Raw genomic sequence first — 23,189 nt, 5'->3', positions numbered from 1 at the left:
TTCTTTTGTACAATTATTTACTTTGCTTCTTCTAGCTCCTTAGCTATCTGCTGCAAAAGGTTCCATGCATTGATCGCTGTCGGGAAGCCTGCATAGGGAATAGTTTGTAGAATAACCTCTTGCATATCTTCTTTCGACATGCCGATATGGAATCCGGCATGGAGATGGACGCGTAGTTGTGGTTCGCGGCCACCCAGGACTGTAAGCATAGCGATGGTGGCAGGAATATTTGTTATCTGAGATGGGTTTTATAAGCTCAACCCAAAAATCTGGCACAGTAATTGCGTCGTAAATACCAGCAACAACTTGCGGCGATTAGTGTCTGTGAGCTTCTCTTTCAGCAAGCTATCCACGAGTTGAGGGTTGAAAATCCCTGTTGCCCCTATAGCCTCAGCCGAAAGCGTTTGTTGGAGCAGTTCTGAGTCGGCTATGTGTTGTAGCGATGCCATCGGGCCGCTTAATGGGAGCGGAGATCCTGCACTCTCTGGTATATATCTTTGTAGCAAATTCTTCAGTAAACCGGCCTTCATCTCATCACCTCCATCATTGGAAGGGAGCCGTGTCAGCGCATCCATCACATCTGTATTGAGATATGGTGTGCGTATCGCCATGCGCTCTTGAATAGCGAGTTGCTGCGTCGGGCCGACAAGCAGGTCGGGCAAGCGGAGATGAAGATTAAGATAATGCCAGCCGAGGAGCTGATTGGCGAACTTTGCTGCCTGCCGCGCTAGCTTACGCGCGTGAAGTGTCTCTTCCCAGGTCTCTTCCTGCGATAACCTGGCTGCAACATCAGATGACCAGAGAGGAATAGTATCTTGCCGTAAGGTGGTTTGCTGGCAATATCTTTGTAGGATATCTTGCGATGCTTGCGTCTGAAGAAATGCTTGTGGGGGGGAACCAAATAATGTTTGTGCTCCTAGACCGCTGATGGCGACACTCGCTTCAGTTTCGTTCGTAGTTGTATGTAACAGCTGGTGGAGTGTGACTGGTCGCGTATCGACAGCGGGAGACTCCAGAGCAGTAAGCGTCGTGATCCAGAACTCAGGCCGATCAATGCCCGTAATTGCCAGAAATGGATGCTGACACTGCTTTGCGATATGTTCAGCTTCTCGCCACGCCTTTGCTGCAAGAGATTTCTTGTAGCCTATGGATACAACGTTGAATGGTGCCTGTATATGACGAGATGCCAGAAGGATAGAGAGGGCCGATGCGCTGCCACCACCAGTTAACGCAACGAGCTGTTCGTGGGGAGGGAGCATGTTCGCTGTGGCTTGATCAAGCAGCGCGTGGAACTGGTCTACGAGGCCGTCAGATGGGGCGAGTGGTTCGCCGAGACGATAATCGGTTGCATGGTTGACAACAGTTTTCGCTCGCTGCCAGCGCAATATTGAACCTGCTGGCACCACGTAGATGTCTTTAAATATCGTCCAGGGAGCAGGGATGAAGCCATAGCGGAATAGCGCATCCAGAGCGGCAAGATGTAAACGACGGGGGACACCCAGAGTGAGTAGCGCTTTGATCTCGCTGGCGAAGAGCAGGTTTCCCTCGGCAGGCCAGTTTTCAATATAATACAGAGGGTGTTGCCCGGAGAGTGGGCGACGGTAGACCAGGGTACGACGATCTGGAACCCAATCGAGGACCGCTGGTTCGTCGTTGTGCTGCATTGCATAGGCGGGATCAGAGTAGGCCACAAGACCCGCGCCGGGTTGCGTCGTGCGCGCTGGCGTTCCTCCATGCGCACCAAGCACCTCTTCCATCGTGAGCAGCGTTTGTTGAATGATATCTTGTGGCACCTGCTCGCCTGTAAGCCATCCTGCAAGTATGGGCATCTCTATTTCCTATGGCATCTAGTTGTTTCTATCCTTGCGCCAGGGGGCATCTGAACGGCGCATCCAGCGGTTGTTGAAGTAAATATAGCTATCCTCGCGGTCGAAGAAGGAATCGGTCAGATCGCAATCGTCCCATTCTGCGACGGTTCCTTCTGTACGCAGATTTTGAACGATCTGTTGAATAGTGGCCGGGCCATCGTTCAGATTAACGTCGGGAAATAGCTCTTCGCTTAGATCCCCCTCGTACTCAACCGGTTTTTCGTTGCTGGTTCCCCGCAGCACATAATAAATATACATAACATAGATCCTCTCAAACCCGATTGTATGGTGGTGGTTTGTCGTTTCTGTATGATATACTAAAATCCTCACGTTGTCAGCAGGTAGGAATGGAGAAGCAGGGCTTTCCAATTCTCCATCTAGCAGGAGTGCAGAGGGCGGCAGCCCTTTGCCAGGGTGCGGGGTGTCCCCGCAAAAACCTTTTTTCTTCTCTTTTGCGCGCCGCCGCAGGCGGGAAGGAAACTGGGGACACCCCAGACCCCGGCAGGGAGACCCCTGCCCCCCTTTGAGCGGAGAACTGAAAAGCCCTGAATGGAGAAGCAAATGCAGCCGGTACTTTTGGAAGATAAGGTGATGCATATTGCTCAATGGTGGAACGTAATGGTATATTCTGAAATGGTACTCAGGTGAATCAGTTGCCCATATCGAAGGCCAGAGTACCTCGTAACGTGTATTTTTCGAATGGGTCTGTAAATGACTTGGGATAGGAGTCATGGATGATCATCTTCCTGCTCACGCTCCTCGCTGTGGCACTTGCGGTAATTTTTGTTGGGTTTCTTCTCTCTGCCAAATCCGTCGATACACCCGAACAACCTGGTATTTCTTATGCTGGACGCGCTGAACGTGCTGGACGGTATACAAAATCACGTCGGGCGTATGGTGGCTATGGTTATGGAACAACTGGGCGGGCTGTGCGAGCTTCTCGTGGGTTAGAAAAACGTTCTGGTAGTAATGTGGCTGCTCTAGTGGATGTGCGAGGTCTCTTCTCCCCGCATGTTCGTCAAACGCCCTGGTTGGGCCTGGCGCTCGTTTTAGGTGTATTGTGCCTGAGTGGAGTTCTGTTATTTAGAATATTGTTACCTGGATCGCCCGTCTTGATTGATGCCTGGCCCGATGTCGCAGCTTCCACACCGCCTCCAACCTCTGCGACGACCAAGCCCGCTACTTTCGCCGGCACCATTGGCGTTACGAAAGTCATGGCCCGTGTCAATCAGTTAGATCCTCAGCAATATAACTCTTCACAGGAATTTGATACCTGGGCATATTCTGCTTGCTCTGCCGCCTCCATGACGGAGATCATCAACGCTTACAACAAGTATTACAATACCGGGAAGCAATATAGGATCACGGACATTTTGAAAGTGGAGTCCGGTTTACATGAGATCTCCCCTGAATTGGGATTGCTGAGAAGTACCGGCTTAGATCATACCCTGGCACAATTTAATTTTCAGGTGCAATGGCTCAATAAGCCTTCGGTTGATGATCTTGTCAAAGTTGGCAACGATGGCCGACCCATCATCATTAATTTCCCTCCCGATAGATGGGCTGGAGGTCATCTGCTCGTCTTGCGTGGCGGGAACAGTTCTTCTGTCTATCTCACCGATTCGTCTCGCTTAAATATGCAAGTCATGCCGCGACAGACGTTCTTGAAATATTGGGCTGGTTTTGCAGCGGTGGTGACGCCCAAAAAGTAGTTGAAATAGGCACAAAAAAACAGGATACCTATGTCACGGTATCCTGTTTTTTGCAACCTATTTGACTTCGGTTGGGGCTTCTTCCTTTGGTTCCGGTGGGATATGGAGCTTGATGCGACGGAACGCTTCGGCATATTGCATATCCAACCCCTGTTTCTTTTTGGCCTCTTTTGCAACGTCAGCCGAACGCTCGCGAACTCGCACCGATATATCAGAGTCTGAATCGAACTGCGATGCATGGCATTTGAGCGCCTGGCCTTTCAGTTCAATGGTCTCTGTGACATCAATGTAGGTATTGACCTCTCTGGTGCCAAAGAGGTAGAGTTCATGCACTCGATATGGTAACAGACCTTCAGCCAGCAATTCGCGATAAGCGCGAGGGTTGCCGATAGATGGGAAGAGCGCGTCAACAACAATATTGCCTGTGGCGCGGTGGTCTGGATTATTCAAATATCCCGTAGCGTTCGGCTCCTCATTGGGGTCAGGCGCGAAGAAAAGCTGCGTTGGATCATGTGTAATCACGACGCGAGGGCGATATTTGCGGATCAGCCTCACAACAGCTTTACGGGTCGCCTCGCTATTGACAAGGTGTCCATCTGGGAAGCGTAGAAATTCGACTGCCTGAACGCCGATCATTTCTGCGGCCATACGCTGTTCCTGTTCGCGTAAGAGCATGAATTCCGCGTCGGGTGTACTGGGAACCTCACCACCCTCGGTTCCGTCAGTCATAATGACCCATACGACCTTTTTGCCTTGTTTGGCCCAGAGTGCGCTGGTTGCCGATGCTGCAAAATCATCATCGTCTGGATGAGCGCCAATAACCATCACTTCGTAGTCAGGAGTTGTGACTACCTGGATTGCTCCTGGCGCATTCCGATCTCCCATTGGTGATACCCTTTCCGTGGTCTTTTTCAAGTTTGCTCAATAGAGAAGGTGTGTCAAGCTCATTGAGCTAAAGATACAATCGTATGTTCAAACGCTGCTATGACTTCGTTTATTCCTACAGAACGCCCCGCCAGCGTATCCAGCCCGATGGCTCGCTCATACAGCCCTGTTCGCAGCAGTTCCTGCTCCTCAACAGTATGGCCAAGCAACTGCGCAAGCTGCTCTGTATCCCAGTGGAGGAGAACACCCGCTTGCAGCAGGCTTCCCGCGCGCCGACGAATCATATCCATGCCCACGACTTTGCGCTGTCCCACAACCACCTCGTATGGTGAAAGCGTGCCATAGCAGGCGCGGTTCATCAACAGCTCGTAAGAGCTGGTTTCCGGCTGTTTGCGTAGCGCGCGTTGAGCGTGAGCCTCTTCTGGAGGTACGGCGCGGGTTTCTATGCCCAACTGTCGCAACGCAGCAACCCAGGTCTCGCCCAACCAGCGATACGACTCGACGATATCATTGAGGATCAGTGGATGCCCGGCGGGTAAGACGACATCCAGAGCCAGCAGATGCGAACCTACCAGTACCGCCGTTCCTCCCGCTCGCCGATGGTAAATGGGCAGCTCCAATTCCGCCAGCGCTGTTTGATTGAGGAATGTATGCCTTTGGGAATATCCCAGCACCAGGCCATCCGACTCTGCCATTGACCAGTAAAGCACCGCTGGATCTCCTGGTTGCACGTTGCTAAGCAACCGCTCACTTTGCTCGATATGGCGTTGTTGATCGGCAAGAGTGAGCGGGTAGATGTGCCATTTATTCTTGTACGTACGTATATTCTGCAACAGCTTTCTCCGCTGGAGCGCGTAAGATCCATCCGGCGACGGCAGCGATCAAGCTTAATCCACCTCCAGCGAGTAATGCAACAGTGGGATTAAACTGGCTAGCCAGACCACCCGTGAAGAGGTTGCCGAGGGGAACGCTTCCAGCAAACACCAACATATATACGCTCATTATTCTACCACGCAGATGATCGGGCGAGATAGTCTGAATGGTGGTGTTCGCCGTAGCTGAAAAAGCAATCTGCGCAAAGCCTACTGCCGCGATGAGTCCCAGCGAGAGGACATACCAGTGTGAAAGGGCAAAGAGCATTTCCAGGACACAGAAGATGATGGTTGCCAGCAACATGTGCGAAATTGTTGGTCTGTTACTACGCCACGCCAGCCAGAGGGCTGAGAGCAGCGAGCCAAACCCGAATGCTGATGAGATAAACCCAAAGCCCGCTGGTCCGGCGTGCAGGACATCAGTGGCAAACAGGGGCAACACAACGTTAAAGTTGATGCCAAACAGCGAGACTGTGCCAATGACGACAATGATCAGCAGCACCGCTGGTGCCTGGCGAATGTAGCTCAGACCTTCGCGGAGGCTCTGGAATGTACCCTGTTGCAGTTCCCGACGTTTATGGTTGACCTGGGAATGCAACTGTTTGAGATCGATTAATGCCAATCCTGCGATGACAGGAATAAAGCTAATAGCATTGAGCAAAAAGAGGGAAGCCTCTCCTTGCCAGGCGATAATAAGACCACCGAGGCCGGGGCCGACGATACGTGCCATATTGAACAGCGATGAGTTCAGCGCGATGGCATTAGGCAAATCTTCACGTCCTACCATTTCCACAACAAATGCCTGACGTGTTGGCATATCAAACGCATTGGTTAAGCCTAGCAAGAAGGCCAGAATATACACATGCCAGAGTTGCACCGTGTTAGTAGCCACCAGAACCCAGAGGATAGTGGCTTGTATGGCAGCGAACGATTGCGTGAAAAGTAGCATTCTGCGCTTGGGCAAGCGGTCGGCTAACACGCCACCAAAGAGCGATAGGAGCATTACTGGCAGAAATTGTAGCGCTCCAACAATACCAAGCGCCCAGGCATCTTTCGTGAGTTGCAGGACAAGCCACGATTGTCCTGTCGTTTGCATCCATGTTCCGATCAACGAAATAAGTTGACCACACCAGAAGAGACGAAAATTACGATGACGTAGCGCGGCAAATGTGCGCCCGATGCCGCTCGCTTTTTTTTCTATGACCTGTTCGGCAGCTAAAGATCCCTCATCCTTCTCGGATATTTGCATGAAGACTCCATTCTAGAATGCCGTAACTTTTCAGGAAATGATAGCAAACTTGCCAGTCCTCTATCAGCTCTTGAAAAGCTACAGTACGTTATATATACACAATATTATTCTCTATTTTTTAATACATTTCTTTTCTGCTGATGTCTCTCTAATTTTATTAAAAGTGATGATCGCATTTGTTCCAGCCCACTGATCTTTTGCTCTATAAGATGAAGCTGTTCGCGAATTAACTCGTCAGCCCGATCCAGCTGAGCTATCTTGCCATCAACGTCAGTTTCCTGCTGGTAGGCTAGCTTGATCAATCCGCGCTCCTCTTCAGCTTGAAGTAACTGGCGGATATCGGCTAACGAGAAACCTAATAAATCGCGTAATTCCTTGATGCGTTTGATGTGTTCTATATCTTCCTCGCTATAACGACGGTAGTTTCCTTCGGTGCGGCCTGTGGGGGGCAGCAAACCAACTTCTTCATAATAGCGTAACGTGCGTTTGGTTAAACCTGTACTCGTTGCTACCTGCTCTATCGTATAGGTTTGTATTTCCTCTGTATTTTGTAGTTCTTGCTGATCTTCTCCGTTGGCCGCGACCATAGTACACCTGCCCTTTCACTGTTGTGGAAGAGATGAATAAGTTAGTGGGTGGAAATATATCACTAGTATATCACAAGATTAACGTTTACGGCAAGGTTAGAGTGTGTCAAAACAGGGCTTTCCAATTCTCCCATCTAGCAGGAGTGCAGAGGGCGGCAGCCCTTTGCCGGGGTGCGGGGTGTCCCCGCAAAAAACTTTTTTCTTCTCTTTTGCGCGCCGCCGCAGGCGGCGCGCGAAGGAGGGAAGGAAACTGGGGACGCCCCAGGCCCCGGCAGGGAGACCCCTGCACCCCTTTGAGCGGAGAACTGGAAAGCCCTGTGTGTCAAAAGAGGTTTATACAGGTCAGCAATTACCAATCTGGTAGCTTTTGGTAGAAGATGTGGTACAATTGACTACATGTATTCTGACGACCTCAGAGAAGCATTACCTGAGTAGGCGTTGTTTCAATACAGTCTGGATGATGCGAGGATGTGTCACTATGCATGATACACTATTTTCTCTGGTTGAGCGTGCGCTTACAGGCAATCAGCGCCCTCTGGAATTTTATCTGCGTGACCAGAGCCGCTTACCAGGACCGCGACCAAATATGGAACTGGCCAATGATGTCAGTAATCTTCTGGCCGTCTCAGTTTCTAGATGTCCCGAGAACGTACATTCGCTCCTCACTTATTTCGTCAATGGTGATCGTAAGATGATCTCCAGCAACACACCTTCAGAGTTTGTGATGCTTTGCGGCATTATCGCCTTTGGCTCCTGTGCCGCCGTCTATTCGTTATGGTTGCCAGAAACTTTGGACTTGCTGGATCACTACGCATGTAGCCCTTACGGTCGCATTCGAGAGGGGGTAGAGATCGCCTTCCGTTGTTTGTTAGAGGTCGGTCCACAGGATATTCTCCCTCATTTGATGGAACTGGCTACTGGTGGAAACTATCTCCAGCAACGTGTCGCGGTTGCAACAGTTTCCGAACCAGTTGTTCTCTATACGCCGGATATATTGAAAGCCGCTTTAGAGATGCAACGTGTGGTGCTGGAACGGTTGCATCAAGCATCGGCTGATAGTAAAAAGGAAGCATTTCGCCAGCTTCGCCGAACGCTGGGATATACGCTAAGCGTGATTACAGCCGCCTCGCCCGATGAAGGCTTTGCTCTGATGAAACAATGTGCTGGTTGGAATGATCCTAATATTACCTGGATTTTGCGCGAAAATTTGAAAAAGAAGCGACTGGCAAAGTTTGCGAGCCATACGGAGGAAGTGACAAGACTGTTAACCTGATCTGAAGTGAGTAAGCAAGTAGATGGGGGCGTTGCCAGTTCAGACGGTATGTGATATCATGGCACGCCGGTAGATTGTAAGTCGTCGTTATGGACCCCGGCAACGGGAGGCACACAAGAGCAAATAAAGAGGCGCGGCATTCCTCCCTGGCTTCAATGACCAGGATTTCTTGCTGCGCTTTTCTGTGATAGCCCGTCGCAGATATCCGATCAAGTACATTACAGAAGAAATAGCAGGTAGATGTCGCAGCTTTTTTATGCCATGACTATGCCAGGATTGGAGACGCTGGCCTTCAGTGAAGTTCGTGCTTCCATGCCAGATGCCGAACTGGTCAAATTCGCACGTGGTATTGCCCTTTTTCGTACCACATCAACTCCCGAAAAACTACTCTCGTTGCGAACTGTCGAAGATGTTTTTTGTACGTTGGCACATATAACAAGTCTGGGACATGAGCACAATGCATTACGTGTGCTTCACAGCGCAACACTACATGCTGATATCCGTCAGGCTGTAGCAATGTGGCAACGCGCCCATTCTGGAAAACGTCCGAAAACCTGGCGTGTGGTGAGTCAGAAGGCGGGATCTCATCAGTTTCGTCGCATCGATGCTGGACAGGCTGTCACGGATGCTTTGCAGCGTGTCTTGCCACGTGCGATGCACCTTGCAAAAGATGAGGCGGATGTCGAATTCTGGCTCTGGTTATATGGGAGCGAGGCACTCATTGGGATGAGGTTGAGCGATGCCACAATGCGGCATCGTCGCTACAAGCAGGAGCATTTACCAGCTTCGTTGCGTCCAACCGTCGCAGCTGCTATGGGCTTGCTGGCTCGTCCAACTCCGCAGGATATTGTCCTTGATCCGCTCTGTGGCGCTGGTACTATCGTGATTGAGCGCTGCCTGCTTGCTCCTGTCGAGCGCGCTTTGGGCGGCGATATTCGCGAAGAAGCGGTCGCGATGGCTCGTCGCAATGCTCGCTCTGCCAGTGTGCGCGCTTCGTGGGAGGAGTGGGATGCACGTGCTTTGCCCATAGAGGATGCCAGCGTGACGCGCATCATTACCAATCTACCCTTTGGCAAGCAAATTGGTTCGCATGCCACTAATGTTGATCTCTACAACGCGCTCATTCAGGAGTTTGGCCGCGTCCTGGCTGCTGACGGTCTGCTCGTTGCGCTTACAAGCGAGGATCGACTTTGGGAGATGATGCTGCGAGATCATGGGTGGCGCGTGGTGAAGAAAATTGTACTTGTTGTGTTGGGACAACCTGCCAGTATCTTTGTCGCCGAACACGTGTAATATCTAGTTCAACTATTGAGAGGAGACTACTCCATTGGCTAATGCAACAACTGCCGACTTTCGTAACGGTATGGTAATACGCTATAACAATGATTTGTGGACGATCACAGAATTCCATCATGTCAGCCCTGGAAACTGGCGCGCGTTCGTGCGTACACGCTTGAAGAACTTAAAAAATGGACGCGTGATTGAGCAGCGCTTCAACGCGGGTGAAGCCATTGATGAGGTGCGCGTGGAGCATCAAAACTGGCAGTTTTTGTATGTTGATGGCGATGATTATGTTTTTATGAATACGGACACCTTTGATCAGCAGCCTATTCGTAGAGAGATGCTTGGCGACGGCATAAAGTTCCTCAAAGAAGGTGATGTTGTCGAAATGCTGGTCGATGGTGAGACTATTGTGGCTGTTGAACTGCCCAACTTTGTAGAATTGACGGTTGAGAGTGCTGAACCGGGCGTACGCGGCGATACCGCCAATAATGTGACCAAGCCCGCCACTCTGGAGACAGGCTCCACCGTGAACGTTCCCCTGTTTGTCAATCCAGGCGATAAAATTCGGATTGATACACGCACCGGCCAGTACGTTTCGCGCGTAAAGTAAGAATAATCGATAAAAAAAGAAAAGAGCAGGATATGTAGTTTGATCCTGCTCTCTAATGTTTTGGGAAGATTGGCTCGCGGTCTGAAAGAGGGAAGGGTTGATTGCTATCGATGTGAAATGAAGAGCCAGAGGTGTGGTCCAAAGATAAAGAGGCCAATTACGATTGCAAGCATGGCACTCACAAGTACTGCGCCAGCAGCTACGTCTTTGGCAATCTTTGCCAGAGGATGGTATTCGGGCGATGTCAGGTCAACGCATAGCTCGAATACTGTATTGAACATCTCTGCAACAAAAACGCCTGCAATAGCGATAAAGATGATAGCAAACTCAACTGCTGATATGCGCAAAACAATTCCAAGAACAGTAGCCAGCGTCGCAATGACGGCATGGACGCGCGCGTTACGTTGTGTACTGAGGGCATACCAGAGTCCTTGAAAGGCGTAGCCAAAGCTGGCGATAAATTTTGCCCAGGCACTTTTCGGCGGCGATGGTGGTGATATACGAGGCTCGGCGGGCTTGGATGGAGAAGATGGTTGACTCATGCGTTTATGCCTTTGTGATGCCGCTCTCTTGCAAAATACGGTTTTGCAGGCCAACCATTGCCTGATACCCTGCCTCAGTGTGGTCATCGTAGCCAACAAGATGGAGGACACCATGACAGAGCAGATAGAGCAACTCATACTGTCCGCTATGCCCTGCATCGCGAGCTTGCTGAAGCAATGTGGGCCAGGACATCACGATATCGCCTAAATTGAGTATGGCTCCGGGAGGGTTGATGAATGCTGGCGTATTTGCAGGGGGTGTCTCGGCGTTTTCCTGGGGTTGCCAGAGTTGCTCCTCTGGAGCTTCCACCAGTGGTTGCTCCAGTAGTGGGAAAGACAGAACATCGGTCGGTTTATCTTGCTCTCGATACTGCTTGTTCATGTCGCGGATGCCAGCCTCGTCGGTAACAAGGAGCGTCAGCATCACTTTTTGTGTAATACCTATCTGAAGTAATGTGCGTTGAACAAATGCATCAAGATTGACAGACGAAAGCAGTTGTTCAATTTGCTTATTTTGTTGATCATTTCCAACTGTAACATAGAGTTCTATCAGAGGGTGTTCTTGCATGTTCCCCACCTTTTAGAGCGTAATATGTATAAAAAGAGGCCTCCATCGCCATCAGGAAAAGCTCCATTCGGGATGGAGGTAGCTCTTTATCAAGCTTTGCGCGCTGTCTTGCGTCGTCGAGCAGCCTCTTTTCTTTTACGCTTCATGCTCGGCTTCTCGTAATGCTCCCTGCGACGTGCTTCTGCGAGGATGCCGTCCTGTTGAATTTTGCGATTAAAACGCTTCAACGCGGTCTCAAACGACTCATTCTCGCCGATTTTGACTTCCGACAACCAGAATCCCCCCTCTCATGGCCTGTTTTCGAGGCAGAAAGTTGTTTCTCTGGATGGTAGAAGCATCCTTTCTACCCTCGCGGACCTGCCCAAAAATTATAGTGTAGACATATCTCCGTGTCAAGGTTTTTTGGACGGATGTTGTTTTGCCGCCTTACGACTGAAGGCCAATAGGAAAACGATCAAGCCAATTGCAAGGATACTGAACAAGCTAATTGTGCGGTCTAAGAGAATTGCGGCGGCCGTAAGATTGACAGCATTTGGGCCTTGATAGAACAGCGAGATCATTGCTACCATGCCGCCCTCTACCAATCCAACGCCTCCACCAGTTGTCGGAATTGCGGTGAGAAGCGCTTCGCCCAGCCCAATGAAAATAGCCGCTGCAACAATATGCAAAAAGCTACCATCAATGAGGTGAAGGGAAACGGCAACGAAGAAAAAGCGTAATGCTTCGCAGATCCAGACGCCAACGGTCAGAAGGGTCAGCGAGGGTAAACGGCGAAAAGAACCAAGCGTGCCTTCCTGAAAGTGGTAGTAATGAGCGCGAAAGCGAGCAGGGACCAGCCGGGCGATTGGTTCGCGTGCAATACGTAAGACAATCAAGCCAACTATGCCGATAATGACCACTGCTAGCATCACTTGCAGACTCAGGCGTAATTGGGGAGGCATATTTTCGTGCAGGCTGATGATGATTGCCGGTATGAACAGAAGTAATAGGATGATGAGATCAAGCAGGCGTTCGGCGAGTACGGTGCCAAAACTACGTGTTGTAGAGACCCCTATCTCCTGTCGCAACAGGTAAGCGCGATAAAGGTCGCCCAGTTTTGCCGGAACAACGACATTGGCGAAAAATGATATGTAAATGATTTCAACCAGTTTCCAGAATTTTGGTAGGTGAACGCCATTTTCTTTGGTGAAACCAACATTTTCCAGTAAGAGTCGCCAGCGTAATGCTCGCAGGCCAAACGAAAGGTAGTAAATGACGAAAGCAAAGCAGAAAAAAAGCAGGTTGGCATTTTTGACGGCCTGCCATGTTTTTTGGGGATTAATATTGGCTTTTTGCGCAAAAATGACAAGCGCGATAACGACGATAATGAGAGGAAGCAGCGTTCGCCAATTGAAGAAACGTTTCCCTAGCGCTAACTGGTCTTGTGTGATTTCAGGTTGAGCCTCTTTACCCTTTGCTTCCAGTATATCGCTCTCTATTTCGAGAGGTTGTGATGGAGTCTTATCTGTCGGCACGACGCCAGGATCTTGAGGATTCTCTGTAATCAAAATGTCCTCCGTTACTTCCTACAATTGGCATTACTCCCTCTAGACGGATAAGTGCCACGAGGAGTAACGCGAAGAGATTGGTCATGCTGTGGACATATAAGTTATCGAACAGGTTATGTACACAGATGGAGACGAGCGCTGCCAACAATCCTATTGCCAGTGCCCGGTCATTAACAAGCATGCTTACATAAATACTTACGTGTTCTTGCCCTGTTGCGATGACAGTCTGTTGTTGTGGTTGGATCTGTTTGAGGCGGGCGTAAATGGTCTGTACCGTGCGACTACCCGCTAGAAATATCGCCATCAACAAAAGCATAAAACCCGCCAGTCCAAATATGCCTGTTTCCGCTGCCATATTAATATAATAGTTGTGCGCATGTCCCAGGGGAAGGGCAAAGATGGTAATGAAATATTTTGAATAGACGGCTGGATAATTCCCAATACCCACGCCGAAAAATGGATGGTCTAGAAACATGTTCACGCCAGCGATCCAGTGTGCCAGCCGCTCGGCTGTGGAGTAATCGGCCTCGCTTGGCGCGATAAAAGAAATGCTGGCCAGTCCCAGCTGTTTGAGAAGGGGTAGTAGAAAACGTTGAGGAACTATACCAGCAAAGTAGGCTCCTAGAATGGTGAGTACTGCAATTCCTCCGGCTTTGATCAGGAGATGCAAACGTGGCATACCAACGCTGATAATAAAGAGAAATGCGGCTGCTACGGCGATATCTGCGCCGCGTGATTGTGAAAGATAGAGAGCGAGAGCGAGCAGAATTGCGGTTATCCCGGACAGTATCCGTATCAATAAGTTGCGTCCTAGTAAGGCGAGAGCCAGGGTGAGGGCCAAGGTTATATTGATGTAGCCAGCATAAGGATTGGGCTGGTTGAAACTACCATAGACGCGGAGGAGCTTGCTGCCTCCACGGGTAAACGCTGCTGGTCCCAGGTTGAAATACGCTTGAATATAGCCTAGAAACGCCTGTGAAAGTGCTGCAAGGCAAATGAGAACAATCAGGGTCCAGATCTGTTGGCGTGTCCGAATATATTGAGTGCCTATCAGAAGGAGCAGAGCAAACTCGACCCATTTGAAAATCTCTTTCAGACTTAAACTGATGCTGGCGGCTCCAACGATAGAGAGACACATGGTGCCTAGCAATATCGCTGTTGCCAGGATAAGATAACGAGGGGAAGTTGCAGCATGCTCTTTGTCAAGCGGACCAATAGCTGTTGAGAGCGCAACATGTGGGGAAGCGCTTGCGGCAAACTTGCGTAATGGAAAGCTCATGAGCCAGTTTGCCGCAAGTAAGAAGACGAGAATATCAGCACTGGTGAGATTCATACCGCTCAGTGTAATCGGATCGAGCGATCCCCAGGCAACGGCGAGGGGCAGGAGATACAGCACCATTCGTGGACGTAGTAGCGTCCAGATAGCAGCCGCCAGATAGAGCAGCAGGCGAAAACTGACTTGCATTGGTAGAAGTAGTAAACAGGCCAGGACGAAAATGCCGCCAAGCAAGCCAACAATATTAGCAAGTGTTGCACGTGTATGTAGATTTTCCAATGGATTTATTACTATTCTTTGCAACACAGAGCCGCAAAAACGCAGGCCAGATCTATCGATGCCTGGATGATACATATCTCGCCTTTACTCTACTTGAAGGTTCAAAGTAGCTGCTACGAAACCGTTGATAGCGTTTGACTTCTAAACCATTCAATCGTCCTTTTCAAGCCATCCTCGATACCAATTGCGGGTTCCCAGCCCAGAACTTTGCGAGCCTTTGTGATATTGGGACGGCGTCTCTCCGGGTCATCAATGCGGTCAGGCTCAAAGATGATGGGAGAGGAAGAATTGCACAGTTTAGTAATGGTTTGCGCATATTCGAGGACTGTGTGTTCTTCAGGGTTGCCCAGATTGAATACTTCGCCCATTGTGCCAGCATGGAACATTGCTTGTAGCAGCCCCTCAACCAGATCACTGACATAGCAGATGCTTCGTGTTTTGGTGCCATCGCCATAGATTGTGAGTGGTTCATTTTTCAATGCTTGCGTGATGAAGTTTGGAATCATGCGCCCATCATGGATCTGACTGTTGGGACCATACGTATTGAAGATGCGAACAATACGGACGTTGGTGCGATACTGGCGATAATATTCCATCGTGAGCGTTTCGCCGAGACGTTTGCTTTCATCGTAGCAGGCGCGTGGTCCAATAGGGTTGACATTGCCCCAGTAATCTTCTGTTTGAGGATGAACGAGCGGATCACCATAGATTTCAGAGGTTGAAGAGATCAGGAACATTGCTCCCTGCCTGCGGGCCTGCTCCAACATTTGATAGGTTCCTATGCTGTTCACCATAATCGTTTCAATGGGATGCTCCATATAACCGACAGGGCTAGCCGGGCTTGCCATATGGAAGATTGCATCTGCTTCAAACTCGAATGGTTTAGTGACATCCTGTTCCTGATAACGAAATTGGGGATGAGTCAATAAAGGCTCTATATTTCGAGTAGAACCGGTAATATGATTATCTACACATAAAACGCTGTGTCCTTCTTCAAGCAGACGTTTACAAAGATTGGAGCCAACAAAACCTGCTCCACCTGTTACCACGACTTTCAAAGAATTGACCTCCAAAAATAGATAGATAGCTTGCTAGATATCTCTCTTTAGTATATCTTACCTATTGGCTAGACGAATCGGACTCTGGAAGGTAACGAGGTAGCACTCTTATAGGAACCTCATCCTCTCTATAGATGTAAGGAGTATCGGCAATGGCCCTCATTCTCTCACGCTCGGATATCCAACAATGTTTCACTATGACAGATGCTATTGCGGCTATGCGGGTCGCTTTTCAAGCGTTAAGCGCCGACCAGGTTCAGATGCCGCAACGTTTAGCTGTGGAACTGCAAGATCAGGGCGCTGTTTTGCTCATGCCTTCTGTATTACATACGAATGAAGGGCATGCTTTTGGCGTAAAACTCGTCACGCAGATGCCGCACAATCCTGAGCGCAACTTGCCACGTAGCTACGCGACGATCCTCTTGCTTGATGCGATCACCGGGAAAACGCTGGCTGTGTTAGAGGGGGGATGGTTGACCGCTATGCGTACCGGCGCTGCGTCTGGTCTGGCGACGGATCTCCTTGCTCATCCCGATGCAGATGTGCTTGCTCTTTTCGGAGCTGGAGCGCAGGCTGTTACACAGGTGTTGGCAATGTATACAGTGCGTCCTTTACGTGAGGTGAGGGTGCTCAATCGCAGCGACGAGCATTATCAAACGTTGGTGATGACGTTGCAACAGTTGTTAGGAGAGCATTGTCCAACGATCTCTCGCGTTCATTCGGCAAATGATGCATTGGCTGGAGCGTCACTGGTAGTTTGTGCTACATCTGCAACTGAACCGCTTTTTGACGGAAGAGATGTTGAGGTTGGCACACACATCAATGCAATTGGAGCTTTTACCCCTGCAATGTGCGAGCTGGATGGTGAAACGCTGGCTCGTGCGCAGATTATTGTGGACCAGCGGGAGGCAGCGCTGATAGAAGCTGGGGATCTGTTGCGCTCTCTTGCTCAAGGAGTGATAGCCGGACCTGAATCATGGCTTGAACTGGGAGATCTGGTCACAGGCAAACAGCCTGCGCGTCAGGATGGACATGAGATTACTGTCTTTAAGTCGGTTGGCCTGGGGATGCAGGATTTGGCCGCAGCCTTGCAACTTTACCAACGAGCACGTTCAATAGGTATAGGTGTTGAGGTGGATCTATAATGATTCCTCCTGTCTTGAGTGTGTAAAGAATCTCTCAAATAGAAACATGGAGAGGGTGGTAGCAAGTGGTGGTGCTACAGGCAAATCTTTTTGAAGAGAGTTGCATAGCTCCTATATAAAAAGCAAGGAGCTATGCAACATCAAAATGGATAATAACGTTTCTGAGAAGTTAGCGTTCTGCTCGAAATGTTTTTCCCAACGCTGTTCCAAGACCAAAATAATGACGGAAATTATAGATGAGTGGGTGCCACGCCTCCGGGTTAATGTAGTGTTTGTCCTCAATCAAGTTCTGATGTACATGTACACGAAGCACTTCCGTTTCAACAATGAATGCTGAATCTGCCTTATGAAAAGGACGAATTGTTTGAACTCTTGCCTCAAACTGCAATAGACACTCTGCAACTCGCGGAGGTGCAACACATTCAGAGGCGAGAGGTGTGAGACCTGCTGCGGTAAATTTCTCCTGCTCATAGCGGAATTGTGCCGCCTTCGAGACCGGAACAGGATTTTTCCCCGTGAGAGGAGCCAGGCGCTCTACAGCTTGCCACAGGTTGTCGGAAGGAAGATTCAAGACACATTCCTGCGTGCGCTTGAGATTTTCTATGGTTTTGCTTGCGGCACCTAAACCCAGAACCACGGTATAGCCCAAAGCCCAGGCTGATGACATGGGCGCGAGATTCACACTGCCATTATCGTTGAGTGTACTGATGAGAACAACAGGAGTCCCAAAGTACAGAATAGATGGTGTGAGAGAACGAAAACTGTCAAAACTTGGAGAAACGTTTTGCTTAGAAGAGACATACTGGTTCGTCATTCTATCCTCCAGATAGCAAAAAGAGAGTTTGAGCCAGGAGAAGGAAGTGTTGTTTCTATCCTTCAAACAGAGGTCATGTGGCATGAGCGCCTTATCCTCCTATCAGAACAGCTTCCTTTCTGCCTTGTCGGTTCCCGCCTATTGTAATGCAGAAATATATCGTGTACCATCGATATATGGATACACAACCCGATATCGCTGCAATTGCTTTTCTGATTGGAGAACCAACGCGTGCTACTATCCTCACCGCGCTTCTTGGCGGTGTAGCTCTGCCAGTTAGCGAATTGGTTTTTCGCTGTCAACTAACACAGCAAACTGTGAGTGCGCATCTGGCGAAACTGGTTGCCGGAGGGCTTCTTGTGGTAGAACCGCGTGGGCGGCATCGCTATTATCGGCTTGCCAGTGCTGAAGTCGGGCATGCGCTTGAAGCTTTTCAGGTAATTGCTCCTCGTCCTCCAGTTCGTTCTTTGCGACAATCTGAAGAGACCAAAGCACTCTGCTTTGCTCGCACCTGTTATGACCATCTCGCAGGAAAACTTGGTGTGAGTATTGCGCAAGCGATGTGCCAGCATGGTTATCTCACAGAAGCCGAGAAAAACTATCGGCTGACTACTGAAGGGGAAGTATGGTTCTCACATATGAGAATTGATGTAGCAGAGGTCAGATGTAAGCGGAGAGTATTTGCATCCTCTTGTCTTGATTGGAGTGAAAGACGCCCTCATCTTGCGGGCGCACTGGGCGCAAGCCTCGCCTCTCAGTTTTTGAAGCAAGGATGGATCATGCGATCACCAACTAGCCGTGCGATCCGCCTTTCCGATGCAGGGCAAAGAGGACTCTTACAAGAGCTTGGTCTAAGCTTTTAGGAGGAGAGGGGATGCAGGAGCCTGGACGGAGAAGCCTCATACGGGCTTCTCTTCTCCTACTTTTGCCAGCGCTTGAAGTTGTTTGCGTTTCCAGCGTCGATATAGCACTTCATCCCCCCAACTGAGGAACCCGCTGGTCGTAAAGCCATGAACGATCGTGACCGCCAGCAGGGTATGTGGACCCGGGAATAAAAGATAAACCAGGCTAAATACAATTCCGGCCAGTCCAACACCTGCCACACTACGCCAGTTCCATTTGCCCAGCCGATGATAGAGGGTGTAGGCGGCTGTGCTAACCAGCCAGCCCCAGCCGAGCCAGCCAGTCCAATGCGTGACCACTTCTAAAAGAAAGCCGCGAAAGAATAGTTCTTCGACAGGAGCGTTAATGAAGAGATAGAATGCTCCCTGGAAAAAGTGATCGCCCGTTGTGGGCCAGCGAAACCAGGGACCGACGAACCTCATGCGATAAAATGCGGCGAAGGCTGCCATCGCGATACCTACCAGCAGGCCAAGTATCACCTGTTGTGGAACATTATGGAGGGTGATGCCCAAAAACGAGAGCGGAAGGTGGAAGATGGCGATGTAGATAAATGGCACTGCCGTCATTGGCAGAATGCGCATGAGTAGATCCGGCCACATCCAGCGCCAGGAGCCGCGCACTGTAGAGCGCACCACCTGGGATGATTGTACTGATGACACGCGTGAACCTCTTCTGGGTAGAAAGACCTCTTTTGTTGGAGTCGCAGCCATTCTTGATTACACAAACTTTCCGTTAAGTGGCTATTAATAGCATGTTAATCCAGTGTAATCAATTCGCCGCCACTTGTCCAGCGTTTTTGGCTGCTGGAAGAGAAATGTAATGCAACCCTTTCTCTTTTCCCTTCGAGAGAAAGGTGCATACAATAGATGCTGTTCTATAAAAAGTGGTTATTGTCTTTTCTTCAATTGTGCGATCCCTTCGTGAACCTCTTCCCTTGATAGATTGCCAGCCGCAAGATCGGCATTGCTTTTCAAAAGCAAGCGCTGGTAAAATGCCTCGCCAAGTTGGATAAGTGTGAGGTTACGTTCATCATCTTCTAGTGCATCGAAGAGCGTATCTTCCGCCTTTGCATAATTTCCTAGCTGTTCGTAGTAGGCGAAGAGTTGTTGTTTAAGCAGTAACGGCAGTTCATACTCTTCCAGTTTGCTCAACAGTTCATCAACGTTGATGTAGAGATCTGTTTCGGCAATGGTTGGGTCGTGCAGCAGGGCGGCCAGTAGTAGAGAGAGTGCTTTACGGTAGCGGTAGTAGCTCTCTGTACTGTTTTCCTGGGCTTCGTAGATGTCGCCTTCGCCTTTCAGCAGAACGGCAGCCCAGAGGCAGGCATGGATATTGACGACGCCCATCGGGGAGAGCGTTTGCAGGAGCTTTTCTTCTGACAAGGAGTTGATGAGACGAGAAGTAAGGCCAAGATACTTCAGGAAGAGATCGTCGATATAGATAAGGGCTTCTTCGTGCTGGTTGCGCTCGCGCAATCGCAACAGGATTGCCAACGTTCTGCCAAACTGCTCGGCCAGACGCAGGATGTAATCTTTATTAATCATAGAAGCCCCTGTCTGATGTATTGGATGGCCGGGTACTCAGTGCTGCAAACGGAGTATCCAGCCATAAAGGAGAGCATATTTTTAGGAGGGGGAGAGCAGATCGATGGCTTGCTGAATTCTCTTCAGCGTCACTTCACGGCCCAGTACCTCCATCATCTGGAAGAGAGGAGGCGTTGCATTGCTGCCACTCACTGCAACACGAGTTGCGCCAAAGAGCTGGCCGGGTTTCAATGCGAGCGTTTTTGCCAGTTCGCGCATTGGCGGCTCCATGATCTCGTGCTTCCACTCTTCAAGTCCCGTCAGCAGATCACGTACCTGGATGAGGGCATCGCGCGTGCGTGGCTCGTCCATACCTTTCTGAATGAGCATGGCTTTATCATAGGTCAGGTCGCGCACATAGAAGAAGGCAACAGCAGGCGCGGCAGCTCCCAACGTCTTTAAGCGCTCCTGCTCAAGTTCGAGGACGCGTTTTGTGTAATCCCGATCCAGTGGACGCTGCACGCTATCTGGCAATCCTCCCTCTGCCGCCGGGCGCTCCATATAAGGTAAGGTGCGTGTGACCAGTTCATCGAGCGGCAACTGACGAATGTAGACCCCATTCATCCAGAGGAGTTTATCAGGATCGTAGATGCCAGACGAAATGCCGATGCGATCCAGCGTGAAGACGCGTATCAACTCATCGCGGGTGAAGAGTTCTGTCTTATCGTCATACGACCAGCCAACCAGGGCCAGGAAATTGAAGACAGCCTCGGGTAGATACCCCTCTCGCTGGAAGTCAGACCAGGAGGGAGCGTTGCGCCGTTTACTCAACTTCTTCTTGTCTTTGCCCAGGATGTTTGGCACATGATACATCAGTGGCGGTTCCCAGCCGAGAGCTTTGTATATCTGGATATGTCGGGGAGCGCTTGGTATCCAGTCCTCGCCGCGTATGACATGGGTAATGCCCATCAGATGGTCATCAACCAGATGCGCGAGATGGTATGGCGCTAATCCGTTGCCTTTGAGGATGATCATATCGTCCAGATCGGCATTTTTGAAAACCATATCGTCGTGCAGTTGATCGTGAACAACCGTCTCACCCTCTAAAGGCATCGCAAAGCGGACCGTCCAAGGGATACCAGCGGCCTCATTTGCAGCGCGCTCCTCCGGGGTCAGGTAACGACAACGCCGGTCATAGCGAGGAGGCAATTTTTTCGCCTCTTGCTCTTTGCGCATCTGGTCGAGCCGCTCTGGTGTGCAATAGCAGCGGTATGCGTGTCCCGTTTCTATCAGCTGGCTGGCGTACTGCTGATAAAGAGCTTTGCGCTGTACCTGATAATAAGGGCCATAGGCTCCTCCAATCACCGGACCCTCATCGATATCCAGTCCAAGCCATGCCATACCTTTGAGCAGATCTTCAACCGCACCTTCAACTGTGCGTGCAGTGTCGGTATCTTCAATGCGCAGGATAAATTGTCCTCCTGTATGGCGTGCATACAGCCAGCTAAAGAGAGCAGTACGGAACCCGCCGATGTGTTGGAAGCCGGTCGGACTGGGGGCGAAACGCAGACGAGGTTTACGATCTGCGCCCCATGTGTGCGGCTCCTGAATACGGTTGTCGATCTGGGTCATGATTCTGAAAAATCTCCTAATCTACATCATAACTACTTTTTCCGGTCTATTTTAACATATTGTGCTACCGACTGGGTAGTACTTTGTGGCTTATCTCTGGTTTGACAGAATAAGCATGAGGTGTAGAATAATGTATGTTTGGATGATTCCCAATAAGAAGTCGAGAAGAGGAAGTCAATCGTAATGCTCACACCAACTCAATTGTCGGCCGCCCGTTTGTTGCCTGATACCACAACCGTATCTCAGTATGGAGTAATGCGGATCGCTGGATATTTGTTAAGCGAACTGGCGCAACGCTACGGCACGCCGCTCTATATTTTTGACCGGGCTACCATTATCAATGCGTGCCAACACTACCAGGAGGCTTTTCGTCAATACTATCATGCCTCGTCAGTACGCATTATCTACGCTGCGAAAGCATATCTTTCTCCTCTGATTGCGCGAACGATGGCTGAGCAGGGAATGGGTTTGGATGTGGTATCAGGTGGCGAGCTATCGGTAGCTCATCATGCCGGGTTTCCTATGGAAAACGTCTCGTTTCACGGCAACAACAAACGTGAGGACGAGCTATATCTAGCTTTGCAGTTGGGTGTGGGACGTATTGTGCTGGATAACTGGAGCGAGCTGGAACGTCTGACGAGGATTGCTCAGGAGACAAAAAAGACGCCGCACGTTTTATTGCGCATTGCTCCTGATGTTGAAACAGATACACATCGCTATTTGCAAACAGGACATGCCGCTTCTAAATTTGGTTTCCCGTTGAACAATGGCGAGGCAAAGGCAGCTATCCATGCAGTTTTACAGGAGGGGCGACTCCATCTGGCAGGTCTGCATGCTCATACAGGAACAATGCTGCGAGAAACGCGGCCATATGAGGAATGCCTTGAGCGCCTGTTGGATCTGGCCACTGAAGTATATGAAGAGACTGGCTGGTGGCCTGAAGAGGTCAGTCCTGGCGGTGGCTGGGGAATTGAAACTGCTGATGGCGTCGAGGTTCCAGGTGTATATATGCTTGCTCAGGCGCTACAACAGACGATGGAGCGGAGATTAGCAGATAATGCGGCGTTGCCGGTTCCAACGCTTATTATTGAGCCTGGACGTTCAATTATTGCCAGAGCCGGTGTGACACTTTATCGAGTTGGAGCGCGAAAGCCCACGCCCGGCGGGATCACTTACCTTTTTGTTGATGGTGGGATGGCCGATAATATCCGTCCAGCACTCTATGGCGCTCACTATACAGCGCTGCCTGTTGAGCAACTGGCGACGCCCGGAGAAGAGGTCTGTATCTCCGGGCGCTACTGTGAGTCAGGCGACATGTTGATTGAGCGCGTCGTTTTGCCTCAGATGCGAGAGGGCGACCTTTTGTTGTTGCCAACGACGGGTGCATATTGTCTTCCAATGGCGAGTAATTACAACCTCGTTCCTCGTCCAGCCGTAATTCTGATAGACGAACAGCAGGTATGGCAGATGGAACGCCGAGAAACATATACTGATCTCTTGATGCGTTATACCGAATGAGGATCTGGCGGCGGTCCCGTTGGGGCGTGATGATTGTTTTGTTG

The 23,189-nt window shown here is 50.1% G+C and carries 24 protein-coding genes; 7 read left to right on the top strand and 17 right to left on the bottom strand.

The annotated features are described in order from the left end of the window. Window positions 1-17 precede the first annotated feature (17 nt). The 3 genes from K3T83_RS08160 to K3T83_RS08150 are packed head-to-tail and all read right to left on the bottom strand — an operon-like array spanning window position 18 to window position 2,126. On the bottom strand, window positions 18-209 hold the full coding sequence (locus K3T83_RS08160; RefSeq protein WP_220202477.1) for a carboxymuconolactone decarboxylase family protein: 192 nt from the start codon (window positions 207-209) through the stop codon (window positions 18-20). A 39-nt stretch (window positions 210-248) separates the two neighbouring features. Continuing rightward, window positions 249-1,829 (bottom strand): asparagine synthase-related protein, encoded by a 1,581-nt coding sequence (locus tag K3T83_RS08155; protein WP_220202476.1) that lies wholly within the window; start codon window positions 1,827-1,829, stop codon window positions 249-251. Window positions 1,830-1,847: 18 nt separating this feature from the next. Further along, a complete protein-coding gene (locus tag K3T83_RS08150) occupies window positions 1,848-2,126 on the bottom strand; it encodes a hypothetical protein (protein WP_220202475.1) in 279 nt (92 codons plus the stop codon). 476 nt (window positions 2,127-2,602) lie between these two features. Between K3T83_RS08150 and K3T83_RS08145 the strand changes: the two genes are divergently transcribed. Beyond that, window positions 2,603-3,580: a C39 family peptidase gene (locus tag K3T83_RS08145; RefSeq protein ID WP_220202474.1), complete on the top strand. Its 978-nt coding sequence runs from the start codon at window positions 2,603-2,605 to the stop codon at window positions 3,578-3,580. Window positions 3,581-3,637: 57 nt separating this feature from the next. On the opposite strand, the gene K3T83_RS08140 is transcribed toward K3T83_RS08145, so the two are convergent. From K3T83_RS08140 to K3T83_RS08125, 4 genes are all read right to left on the bottom strand, one after another. Continuing rightward, a complete protein-coding gene (locus K3T83_RS08140; protein ID WP_220202473.1) occupies window positions 3,638-4,465 on the bottom strand; it encodes a PIG-L deacetylase family protein in 828 nt (275 codons plus the stop codon). 59 nt (window positions 4,466-4,524) lie between these two features. Continuing rightward, entirely contained in the window at window positions 4,525-5,298 is a 774-nt protein-coding gene (locus K3T83_RS08135; protein WP_220202472.1) for a lipoate--protein ligase family protein, read from the bottom strand. Further along, complete coding sequence (locus K3T83_RS08130) at window positions 5,270-6,586, bottom strand: MFS transporter (protein ID WP_220202471.1); 1,317 nt, start codon at window positions 6,584-6,586, stop codon at window positions 5,270-5,272. Before K3T83_RS08130 ends, K3T83_RS08135 begins: the two co-directional genes overlap by 29 nt. A 104-nt stretch (window positions 6,587-6,690) precedes the next feature. Beyond that, window positions 6,691-7,173 (bottom strand): helix-turn-helix domain-containing protein, encoded by a 483-nt coding sequence (locus K3T83_RS08125; RefSeq protein WP_220202470.1) that lies wholly within the window; start codon window positions 7,171-7,173, stop codon window positions 6,691-6,693. Window positions 7,174-7,651: 478 nt separating this feature from the next. Between K3T83_RS08125 and K3T83_RS08120 the strand changes: the two genes are divergently transcribed. The 3 genes from K3T83_RS08120 (at window position 7,652) to efp (ending at window position 10,340) form a co-directional block, all read left to right on the top strand. Beyond that, window positions 7,652-8,446: a hypothetical protein gene (locus K3T83_RS08120; protein ID WP_220202469.1), complete on the top strand. Its 795-nt coding sequence runs from the start codon at window positions 7,652-7,654 to the stop codon at window positions 8,444-8,446. A gap of 240 nt (window positions 8,447-8,686) precedes the next feature. Next, window positions 8,687-9,739: a THUMP domain-containing class I SAM-dependent methyltransferase gene (locus K3T83_RS08115; protein ID WP_220202468.1), complete on the top strand. Its 1,053-nt coding sequence runs from the start codon at window positions 8,687-8,689 to the stop codon at window positions 9,737-9,739. Between the two features lie 34 nt (window positions 9,740-9,773). After that, window positions 9,774-10,340, top strand: coding sequence for an elongation factor P (gene efp, locus K3T83_RS08110; protein WP_220202467.1), 567 nt, complete (start codon window positions 9,774-9,776; stop codon window positions 10,338-10,340). Window positions 10,341-10,444: 104 nt separating this feature from the next. On the opposite strand, the gene K3T83_RS08105 is transcribed toward efp, so the two are convergent. The 6 genes from K3T83_RS08105 to K3T83_RS08080 form a co-directional block, all read right to left on the bottom strand. Beyond that, window positions 10,445-10,882 (bottom strand): diacylglycerol kinase family protein, encoded by a 438-nt coding sequence (locus K3T83_RS08105; protein WP_220202466.1) that lies wholly within the window; start codon window positions 10,880-10,882, stop codon window positions 10,445-10,447. A 4-nt stretch (window positions 10,883-10,886) separates the two neighbouring features. After that, window positions 10,887-11,450 carry an rRNA maturation RNase YbeY gene (gene ybeY / locus K3T83_RS08100; RefSeq protein WP_220202465.1) on the bottom strand — a complete coding sequence of 188 codons (564 nt, stop codon included), beginning with the start codon at window positions 11,448-11,450 and terminating at the stop codon, window positions 10,887-10,889. 89 nt (window positions 11,451-11,539) lie between these two features. Continuing rightward, window positions 11,540-11,722 (bottom strand): 30S ribosomal protein S21, encoded by a 183-nt coding sequence (gene rpsU, locus K3T83_RS08095; RefSeq protein WP_220202464.1) that lies wholly within the window; start codon window positions 11,720-11,722, stop codon window positions 11,540-11,542. A 120-nt stretch (window positions 11,723-11,842) separates the two neighbouring features. Next, a complete protein-coding gene (locus K3T83_RS08090; RefSeq protein ID WP_220202463.1) occupies window positions 11,843-12,997 on the bottom strand; it encodes a lysylphosphatidylglycerol synthase transmembrane domain-containing protein in 1,155 nt (384 codons plus the stop codon). After that, window positions 12,951-14,552: an O-antigen ligase family protein gene (locus K3T83_RS08085; RefSeq protein ID WP_220202462.1), complete on the bottom strand. Its 1,602-nt coding sequence runs from the start codon at window positions 14,550-14,552 to the stop codon at window positions 12,951-12,953. The genes K3T83_RS08090 and K3T83_RS08085 overlap by 47 nt, the downstream gene beginning before the upstream one ends. A gap of 113 nt (window positions 14,553-14,665) precedes the next feature. Further along, window positions 14,666-15,610 carry a UDP-glucuronic acid decarboxylase family protein gene (locus K3T83_RS08080; RefSeq protein ID WP_220202461.1) on the bottom strand — a complete coding sequence of 315 codons (945 nt, stop codon included), beginning with the start codon at window positions 15,608-15,610 and terminating at the stop codon, window positions 14,666-14,668. A gap of 152 nt (window positions 15,611-15,762) precedes the next feature. Between K3T83_RS08080 and K3T83_RS08075 the strand changes: the two genes are divergently transcribed. Further along, window positions 15,763-16,755, top strand: coding sequence for an ornithine cyclodeaminase family protein (locus K3T83_RS08075; RefSeq protein ID WP_220202460.1), 993 nt, complete (start codon window positions 15,763-15,765; stop codon window positions 16,753-16,755). Between the two features lie 169 nt (window positions 16,756-16,924). Here the strand turns inward: K3T83_RS08075 and K3T83_RS08070 are convergent, their stop codons facing one another. Then, on the bottom strand, window positions 16,925-17,569 hold the full coding sequence (locus K3T83_RS08070; protein WP_220202459.1) for a flavin reductase family protein: 645 nt from the start codon (window positions 17,567-17,569) through the stop codon (window positions 16,925-16,927). A gap of 176 nt (window positions 17,570-17,745) precedes the next feature. Between K3T83_RS08070 and K3T83_RS08065 the strand changes: the two genes are divergently transcribed. Further along, window positions 17,746-18,432 (top strand): ArsR/SmtB family transcription factor, encoded by a 687-nt coding sequence (locus tag K3T83_RS08065; RefSeq protein ID WP_220202458.1) that lies wholly within the window; start codon window positions 17,746-17,748, stop codon window positions 18,430-18,432. Window positions 18,433-18,468: 36 nt separating this feature from the next. On the opposite strand, the gene K3T83_RS08060 is transcribed toward K3T83_RS08065, so the two are convergent. The 3 genes from K3T83_RS08060 to gltX form a co-directional block, all read right to left on the bottom strand. Next, a complete protein-coding gene (locus tag K3T83_RS08060; protein ID WP_220202457.1) occupies window positions 18,469-19,131 on the bottom strand; it encodes a CPBP family intramembrane glutamic endopeptidase in 663 nt (220 codons plus the stop codon). Between the two features lie 228 nt (window positions 19,132-19,359). Continuing rightward, window positions 19,360-20,016, bottom strand: a complete 657-nt coding sequence (locus K3T83_RS08055) for a DUF6483 family protein (protein WP_220202456.1) — start codon at window positions 20,014-20,016, stop codon at window positions 19,360-19,362. A gap of 81 nt (window positions 20,017-20,097) precedes the next feature. Beyond that, the gene (gene gltX, locus K3T83_RS08050) at window positions 20,098-21,627 is read right to left on the bottom strand and encodes a glutamate--tRNA ligase (RefSeq protein WP_220202455.1); all 1,530 of its coding nucleotides are present in this window, start codon (window positions 21,625-21,627) and stop codon (window positions 20,098-20,100) included. 183 nt (window positions 21,628-21,810) lie between these two features. Here gltX and lysA point away from each other — a divergent pair, with 183 nt between their 5' ends. After that, the gene (gene lysA / locus K3T83_RS08045; RefSeq protein ID WP_220202454.1) at window positions 21,811-23,145 is read left to right on the top strand and encodes a diaminopimelate decarboxylase; all 1,335 of its coding nucleotides are present in this window, start codon (window positions 21,811-21,813) and stop codon (window positions 23,143-23,145) included. Window positions 23,146-23,189: the final 44 nt, after the last annotated feature.

Source organism: Reticulibacter mediterranei, from assembly GCF_016587455.1.
The sequence above is the reverse complement of the archived record's forward strand: the minus strand, read 5'-3'. Positions and strand labels throughout refer to the sequence as shown.

Bases quoted from the DNA above. Each gene is read 5' to 3' on its own strand.
- K3T83_RS08070 (WP_220202459.1), bottom strand. From the start codon at position 17,569: ATGACGAACCAGTATGTCTCTTCTAAGCAAAACGTTTCTCCAAGTTTT.
- K3T83_RS08150 (WP_220202475.1), bottom strand. From the start codon at position 2,126: ATGTATATTTATTATGTGCTGCGGGGAACCAGCAACGAAAAACCGGTT.
- gltX (WP_220202455.1), bottom strand. From the start codon at position 21,627: ATGACCCAGATCGACAACCGTATTCAGGAGCCGCACACATGGGGCGCA.
- K3T83_RS08065 (WP_220202458.1), top strand. From the start codon at position 17,746: ATGGATACACAACCCGATATCGCTGCAATTGCTTTTCTGATTGGAGAA.
- K3T83_RS08155 (WP_220202476.1), bottom strand. From the start codon at position 1,829: ATGCCCATACTTGCAGGATGGCTTACAGGCGAGCAGGTGCCACAAGAT.
- K3T83_RS08160 (WP_220202477.1), bottom strand. From the start codon at position 209: ATGCTTACAGTCCTGGGTGGCCGCGAACCACAACTACGCGTCCATCTC.
- K3T83_RS08120 (WP_220202469.1), top strand. From the start codon at position 7,652: ATGCATGATACACTATTTTCTCTGGTTGAGCGTGCGCTTACAGGCAAT.
- K3T83_RS08075 (WP_220202460.1), top strand. From the start codon at position 15,763: ATGGCCCTCATTCTCTCACGCTCGGATATCCAACAATGTTTCACTATG.
- K3T83_RS08055 (WP_220202456.1), bottom strand. From the start codon at position 20,016: ATGATTAATAAAGATTACATCCTGCGTCTGGCCGAGCAGTTTGGCAGA.
- K3T83_RS08130 (WP_220202471.1), bottom strand. From the start codon at position 6,586: ATGCAAATATCCGAGAAGGATGAGGGATCTTTAGCTGCCGAACAGGTC.
- K3T83_RS08140 (WP_220202473.1), bottom strand. From the start codon at position 4,465: ATGGGAGATCGGAATGCGCCAGGAGCAATCCAGGTAGTCACAACTCCT.
- K3T83_RS08105 (WP_220202466.1), bottom strand. From the start codon at position 10,882: ATGAGTCAACCATCTTCTCCATCCAAGCCCGCCGAGCCTCGTATATCA.
- K3T83_RS08125 (WP_220202470.1), bottom strand. From the start codon at position 7,173: ATGGTCGCGGCCAACGGAGAAGATCAGCAAGAACTACAAAATACAGAG.
- lysA (WP_220202454.1), top strand. From the start codon at position 21,811: ATGCTCACACCAACTCAATTGTCGGCCGCCCGTTTGTTGCCTGATACC.
- K3T83_RS08145 (WP_220202474.1), top strand. From the start codon at position 2,603: ATGATCATCTTCCTGCTCACGCTCCTCGCTGTGGCACTTGCGGTAATT.
- K3T83_RS08115 (WP_220202468.1), top strand. From the start codon at position 8,687: ATGTCGCAGCTTTTTTATGCCATGACTATGCCAGGATTGGAGACGCTG.
- ybeY (WP_220202465.1), bottom strand. From the start codon at position 11,450: ATGCAAGAACACCCTCTGATAGAACTCTATGTTACAGTTGGAAATGAT.